Annotated in this window: 6 protein-coding genes and 1 tRNA gene; 3 read left to right on the forward strand and 4 right to left on the reverse strand. The window is 37.5% G+C overall.

Annotated features, from left to right (window positions below; all coding sequences use genetic code 11):
* On the forward strand, nt 1-213 hold a 213-nt coding region (locus WBM49_RS02755), incomplete at its 5' end, for a hypothetical protein (protein WP_424370533.1).
* Between the two features lie 66 nt (nt 214-279).
* Here the strand turns inward: WBM49_RS02755 and WBM49_RS02760 are convergent.
* The 3 genes from WBM49_RS02760 to WBM49_RS02770 form a co-directional block, all read right to left on the reverse strand.
* Nucleotides 280-822, reverse strand: coding sequence for a hypothetical protein (locus tag WBM49_RS02760; protein ID WP_424370534.1), 543 nt, complete (start codon nt 820-822; stop codon nt 280-282).
* A 144-nt stretch (nt 823-966) separates the two neighbouring features.
* Nucleotides 967-1,596: a response regulator gene (locus tag WBM49_RS02765; RefSeq protein WP_424370535.1), complete on the reverse strand. Its 630-nt coding sequence runs from the start codon at nt 1,594-1,596 to the stop codon at nt 967-969.
* A gap of 886 nt (nt 1,597-2,482) precedes the next feature.
* Nucleotides 2,483-3,766, reverse strand: coding sequence for a cell envelope biogenesis protein OmpA (locus WBM49_RS02770; RefSeq protein ID WP_424370536.1), 1,284 nt, complete (start codon nt 3,764-3,766; stop codon nt 2,483-2,485).
* Between the two features lie 826 nt (nt 3,767-4,592).
* Here WBM49_RS02770 and WBM49_RS02775 point away from each other — a divergent pair.
* Together WBM49_RS02775 and WBM49_RS02780 are read left to right on the forward strand one after the other, a co-directional pair.
* Nucleotides 4,593-5,939, forward strand: a complete 1,347-nt coding sequence (locus WBM49_RS02775; RefSeq protein ID WP_424370537.1) for an amidohydrolase family protein — start codon at nt 4,593-4,595, stop codon at nt 5,937-5,939.
* Nucleotides 5,940-6,051: 112 nt separating this feature from the next.
* Complete coding sequence (locus WBM49_RS02780; protein WP_424370538.1) at nt 6,052-6,501, forward strand: nuclear transport factor 2 family protein; 450 nt, start codon at nt 6,052-6,054, stop codon at nt 6,499-6,501.
* A gap of 733 nt (nt 6,502-7,234) precedes the next feature.
* Here the strand turns inward: WBM49_RS02780 and WBM49_RS02785 are convergent.
* Nucleotides 7,235-7,319, reverse strand: a tRNA-Ser gene (locus WBM49_RS02785).
* Nucleotides 7,320-7,368 lie beyond the last annotated feature (49 nt).

Consider the following 7,368-nt stretch of genomic DNA (forward strand, 5'->3'; position numbering starts at 1 on the left):
GGCAATGGCGAATCACAATCGTTTCAGAACTGGGATGCTTCTATTTCATACAGAAAAGACAGGGACGCCAAATGGGAATATGAAATTAGGGCCACGAATTTATTAGACATAGACTCTCAAGTTAGAAACAGTGCAAATAACCTCTCTGTATTTACCTCAGAAACATTTATTCAGCCTCGATTTGTGACCTTCAGGTTTGTATATACCTTATAATAAGCTATTAAATTGCCTAAGTGATATAATCATCGGATTACAATTATAAGGCAATTAAAAGGTTAATCACACTACGTGATTGTCTATATTTTCAGACTCCTGTTTTCTAAGGGTTCTCCAGATAGGGCGAAGCAAAAGGCGAGAAAACATATAACAAACTATACCAAGTGAATAAATCAGAGAAATGTAAAACGGCCCGAATTCTCTATTGAAAAAAATATTACAGGCATTAAGAAAATTTATAACTATGATAATAAACCCGGTAATGAATAATAAATAGATGATTATTTTATTTAAAGATTTAAACGTCTTGAAATTCTTAAGTCGAATGGCAATATCATAAGAGAAATAAGCATAGATAAGACATGTCATAGCGCTGCTGATCGCCCATACGGTTGGATCATCCATCCCGAAATTTATTAAAAGCAAAGGTAAGGTTGAATAAAAGGCGCTCATTAATCCCGTATTAACCACTACCGCTAATCCTACTGCATCTCCTCGCCTAATTCTTTCTCCTTCTTTAAACTGAAATGTGCCGATGATACCGGCAAAACCGGCTACGGCAATGGCAACTTGTGTAAATGTGAGTAATTGATCTGCATTTTCCATTATCTTAAATACTTAGTTTTTTATACCTTTTTGAAAGAAATTTTCCTTCTCGAGTAAAGTCAACGAATGCAAATGGATGAAAATAGTATTTTATGCAATTAATTGCTTCGCTCTAAGGTACTAAACTAAGTATGGCAATGGTACTTACGCAGCGTTCATTTCTCTGATTTTTCTCAACGCTTCCGACTTGCTATTCACATTGAGTTTGATATAAATATTCTGGATATGAAAATTGATGGTACTGGGGGTCACAAATAACTTTTCTGCAATTGCCTTATACGTCGCTCCCTGACCCAGATGCTCTATGATCTGGTTTTCACGCTCAGAAAAACACTCGTATGATTTTCTCCGGTACATAGAAATAATCTTTTTGGCAATATCATGGCTTATGGCCGCCCCTTCATTTTTAATGGAATTTAAGGCATGCCGTAGTCTTTTCTTTCCAATCGGTTTGGTGAGATAGCCTTCGGCCCCAAACTTAAACGCCTTCATGATCCTTTCAAAATCATCTTCAAAGCTTACTATGATCACCATGGCAGCATTTTCTGATTTTTGTATTTCTATCAGGCCTTCTATGCCTGAAAGACCCGTAAACCCTATTTCAGATAAGACAATATCCGGGCGTACCGCATCATAATCTTCCAGGGCCTCTTCTACGGTGTGATAGATTCCTGCTAACTCATATTCCCTGTAGGTACTAAAATAATAGCTATAGGTCTTCTGAAATTTGGGATCATCATCAATGACAATAACTTTAAGAGTAGTTGTATTCATAGTGACAAGATTTGGGGTTGTCGTATGATTTATTTTTTGGAAAATGATAAGCTCGTAGCCATGTATGTCAATAAAGACAGCACAACTTTAGATAAAACCCATGTACATCAAACAACCGTTTCCATCATTGACCCTGAGATATAAATCTCATCGATCATCACTTTACTGACAATTAATAAAGATGAAACGTAAAACGTTTGTGAAGCTGGGGTCTTAAGTTATCTTTTATAGGCTAAAGGCCAGATATTCCAAATAACAGATGTTGAATTCTGTCGGAATACTTCCAAAATAAGGTACTCTTTCTTGCGAGAATCTTTCGCAATAGTAAGTCGGAATAAAAAGGCGGAATGTTTCTTCCATCCATTTTTGAGGTAAAGATCATTTCCATAGGATTGAGATTTGGGTTGTATTATTTTGAAGGGAAAAATTACAGATTGCACTGTTTTCGTCCTAGGAAATGCAGATTTTTTCGACAAAGTGTAAGAAAAGTATGTATTTTGTCGGAATTATGCCACAAAACCAACTACCCGGTTTGTAAAATTAGCCCAATTTATGACAAAATCTTTCAAGTGAAACTTGGAAATATTAGATAAAAAATCGGTCAGATAACCATAATACAACCTGTTCTCTGGGTTCTACTATTGCCTGCATATAAATTGCTCTCTTTAACTGTTTTTCAGAAAAACATTTACATGCTTTTTGTTACGTTGAACACTAACTAACAATTGGGTAATAACCAGATGAATCCCCAATGACATCCGACCGATCTGTAATGTGATATGTTATCTCATCTTTTTTTATTGAATACAGTTGTTGGGATAAGGGTTCGAATCGCCCATTTTATTCAACTTTGGAAAATATTCAATACCTCCAAGGGGTCTATTCCTTAGTCCTGATAGTAAATATTGGTGTATATACTGTTAGGATCCATTGGCAGTAATTCCAGAAAGTTATTTTTCTTGTCTGTTGTCTGGTTGTTTTTCTGTACCTCCGAAACGGAGAAAACCAACTGTTGTGCTTCACTGGCCTTATCTCCGCGGTTAGACATGACCATAGCAAGTCCCTGTTCTGTTTTTAGACTAAGGGCGTAATCATCGTGCTGGCTGTTAAAAGGTGTCCCCACATTTAAGGCCATGCCTACTTTCCTTTCACCCACCTGCACGGCATACACATCTAAACCTCCGTATCCTTCCCTGCCATTAGAAGCAAAGAATAGCAGGTCACCTCCAATAAGATTAGGATACAATTCATTTTTCTTGGTATTTACCTTATCGCCCAGGTTTTTTGCGATCCCAACCCTGCCATCCTTATAGATCCTGGCTACATAGATATCGTAATTCCCATAAGAACCCGGCATATCCGAGGCAAAGAACAAACGTTGCCCATCCGGCGAAATGGCCGGATGCATCGCTGAGGCATATTTGGGGCAGATGCCCAGCTCGGCAACATTCATCCATTTTCCATTGATATTTTCAGCTTTATAAATTTTATGGACCAATTCCTTTTTGGAAAAGATTCCGTATTCCGGTTTTACCAAGGTGGTCTTACTGAAAAAGGCTGTCTTCCGATCTGCAGAAACAGTGATTGGTGGTGTATAGGCCTGTCCTTTTAACCCGGAATTGGGGGCAGGAAAGTCTACCTCCTTATAGGTTAGGCCCGCTAATTTATATAAGGCTTCCATAGAACTAGACCATTCATCTTCGCTGAATTGCGGCCTGATTTCGTTTTTTGCAAATTCCGGGTTGAAATCTTTTCTGGAGTACCCTTTGTTAGTAGTATACTCTTCCTTTATCTGGGAATGCCAGTCGGCATGCACAATCTCATTGCCATAATTGGCTTTTCCGGCTTTGTGCATGGCCACCTTATAGCGATCCATATAATTGGGGGAAATGGCGTCCGTTCCGCTTAGATCGAGTAATTTTTGATACCAAAAGGCAGCGGCATCATACTTTTCAGCAAGGAAATTGGCATTGCCAAGATCTTCAAAGATCTCCTTTTCGGTGTATCCAAGCTTTGAGAGACTTAGATAGTCGTCTATGCGTTTGTCTGCTTCAATACTTTTAGCAGTGTTCTTGTTACTGGTCCTTTGCTCTTGTGCTAGGCTTGTAGTGCAAAGCATTAGTAACAGACCTCCTACCACAGTTTTTGAATAGAGAGTAAAATTCTTCATAGGTTAAGATATTGGGGTTCATCTGGTCAAATTTCGAAAGAGTACGGCTTTTTCCATTATGAATTTTTCACAGGTTTTAGCATGCAACCCTCGTTAAATTGTTGGATTTTGAGATATCGCCTATGAATTTTTGGCAGTTTCGAGGAAATGAAGGTTTTTTTCGGTCAATAAAGTAGAAAAAGAATGATGTTCGAATAATGATACTATGAACAATGTATTTTATCTAAGAAATTGTGTGGTTGGTCGTAGGTATTCTGAAATAATTAGGACAGCAGTGTATTGAGTGTACATGTAAATGGGTATAGAACAAAGTCATAGTACGACATTATATTTGGGGTTTATATCTGAGCTTTCTTTTATAAATGTCATATATAAACGAAGGTTAGGAGAGTCGTACTTATTGGAGAAGTGGTGTTTCCGGATAAAAAAGGAAAATCCTGGGCAGAGTTAGGTTGTATAACAAAAAGTTTACTTATTTAAATAAATACGTGTGCCAACAACAGCTATAATTCAGCGCTGCAATAGAACTTCGTCAGAATTTCCTACATTTAATAAAAACAAGGAACTGGCCTGAATGCGAAACAGTCAGGGCTCGCTTTTACCGACGTTAATTTGTTCTGCAAAGCAGGAAACCCAACGCTTAGCTTCGCCCCTATTTCGCGCCAAAATCATAGCCAAAAACGTTAGCTAACAAAAAACATAGGACATACAGTGCTTTCCTCAAGTTTCGCATTCTTGACGAGCTTAGTCTAGGTGGACAAGTTTGCAATCCGGACATGTCCTACGTTTCATGCCATAGAACGTTGGCGGTCATAAAAATAATGATATGAGATTTATAACTTTTTTAATTTGTATTTGCCTAACGTCATGTTCGACAAAGCAATCTGAACATTTTGATTTGATTTTATCAAAAGTCAATTTAATTGACGGAACTGGAAATCCAATGCAGAATGAAGTAAACATTTACATTAAAGGGAACAAAATAGTAAAGATTGAAAAAGGGCAAATAGAAGGTACTGCCAACGTAATTGATGGAACTGATAAATATCTTATTCCGGGCCTTTTTGATTGCCATACCCATACCACAGATTATATAGGGGATTTTCCAAGATTTGCGCATTATGGAGTGACTTCAATTCTGGTTACAGGAGGAAGTAAATGCACTAACGATTATTTCGAAGAAATGAGGGATATGGGCGCACAAGATTCAATACCAGCACCCAGAGTTTTCCATACCAGTCAACATTTTACAATGGAAGGAAAACACCCAGTTAAAACCTACTCTTCTAATGATTGGATTGATGGAAAATCGGTCTTTTTCCTTAGAGATACTCTTCAAATTGAATCGATAGTAAAACAGGTTGCTCAATATCCTATTGTTGGAATAAAACTCACAATAGAAGATGGGCCTTTTCCTCCTTTTGTTGATCGTATGCCACAAAACTTCGTGAATAAAGTTGTAAAAGAAGCCGCGAAAAATGGATTGGAAGTTTTTGTACATGTCAGTGATAATGAAGAACTGGCCATGGCTCAACAAGCCGGAGTGAAAAATTATCTTCATTATGTTATGATTGACCTGGACTGGGAAAGAGATGCTGCCATCATAGCTGGACTCATCGAAAATAATGCTTCAATTGTACCCACACTAATGTTGAAAAAGAGTTGGTTATATCCTTTACGGATTGATTGGATTAAACGCCTGAAAGAAACGAATATACAAGACTTGGAAGAGTTAGCGTATCTATCTGACCCTGCAAGAAAAGCGAAATCCTTAGGAATACTAAAAGCCAGAAAGTTTATGACCGATGAAAAAATCCCTACACTTCTAAGTATGATCACCAAACAAACAGAAGATTTAAAATTACTATATGCCAAAGGAATTAACATTGCACTTGGAACTGATACTGGTAATGATTTCATTTTACCAGGAATTAGCTTGCATGAGGAAATGCAGATTATGGAACTTGGGGGATTTGCCCCATTGGAAATAATAAAAATGAGCACGCACAATGCCGCTAAAATGTTGCATCAATTGGATAGCTTGGGTACAATAGAAGTTGGGAAGTATGCAGATATGATTTTACTTGACCATAATCCACTTGATTCTATTAGCAATACGCTCTCAATAAATAGAGTGATTAAAAATGGAGTTGTTCAACGAAGGATGAATTAAAAACGCCCTCCAACAATGTATAAAGGGCATTAAAACGACCGCTTATCCCGAACGTTGTAAACATAGTTCTGAAAAACGTCACACTAAAAATGGAAAATATTAATTCTGAATTATGAAAGCACTAAAAATATTTGGAATATTAGTATTCCTTTCCAATCAATTTGCAATTGGGCAGAATGAGGATACAAATATTTCTGAACAACTAATTCTTAATCAACAATCTGCTAGGTTTTCTGCAATGATAGAAGCTGATGTTGTGAAACTTAAAAGCCTTCTTGCCGATGACCTCACCTATGGACACACAAAAGGCTCGACTGAAACAAAATCAGGATTTATTGAAACCGTAAAAACTGAAAGAATAGATTATTTGTCATTTGTTCCAAGAGACGTAAATGTGCGTGTTTATGAAAAAACCGCGGTACTGACTGGTTTCATTGATGTTAAAGTTATTTATAAGATGGAAGAGTTGGTATTCACAACTAGATTTTTAGAAGTACAACGAAAAGAAGATGGAGACTGGTTATTAACTGCTTGGCAACCAGTAATATATATTCCAAATTGATTTTAAAATAGAATGCACATAAGTTTAAAATCAAAGAAACTTGATTACTCGAAAGTGTCGCAACGTTTTACAACAAACCCCATAAACAATATAAGCTTCGGACATAATTGAATGGTTAGCGTATTTTTTTGATTCCTCAAAATCTTATGAATTTTGCTCCGGACAAGAAAAAATAAATGAAAACAATAAGATTTCACTATGTACGAAGCGGAAAGTAAACGCTAGTTTGTTCCCGTACTATTTATAGCTCAAGCAATCCAAAATTCAAGGAAACGCGATTTTGTAAATAATCAATTTACGGCGCTCTCTAAATTTTCTCAATCAGTTTTTTTAATGGCCGTTTCAAGGATCAGCTTATTTATACACCAGGTCTATGGTAGGAGTGCCACAGGCCTAAAACAATCTGTAATTGCGGGATTAATTGCGTTGAACCCTATAAAGGAATCCTTGGCAAGCATAAAAATCGGACCGAACGCTAATAAAAGGTCTTGCAGACCTTTTATAGTGAGGGGCCAGATAGTGCGGTGGCATGCTGCGCTTGGTTGTTTTTTGATGTTCTTCCGCCTCCTCGAAGTAAACTTCGGGGATTAACTGCGTTGATCCCGCAAGAGGGTCCTGCAAAGAAAAGCACCTCTTCGAGTTGCTTCCTTTTATTCCCCTTCGTCAATTAGAAGCAAGCTTCTTTGACTACGGGGAATAAAAAAATCTTCACCTATTGTGAAGCTTTTGTTTGCGGAGGTAGAGGGATTCGAACCCCCGGAGGTGTGACCCTCAACAGTTTTCAAGACTGCCGCATTCGACCACTCTGCCATTCCTCCTTAGCGGCAGCAAATATAAGAAGCTTTTTCCGTTCTCAGAAGCATTTTT

Origin of the sequence: Muriicola sp. (genome assembly GCF_049669965.1) — a bacterium.
Classification (GTDB): Bacteria; Bacteroidota; Bacteroidia; order Flavobacteriales; family Flavobacteriaceae; genus Muriicola.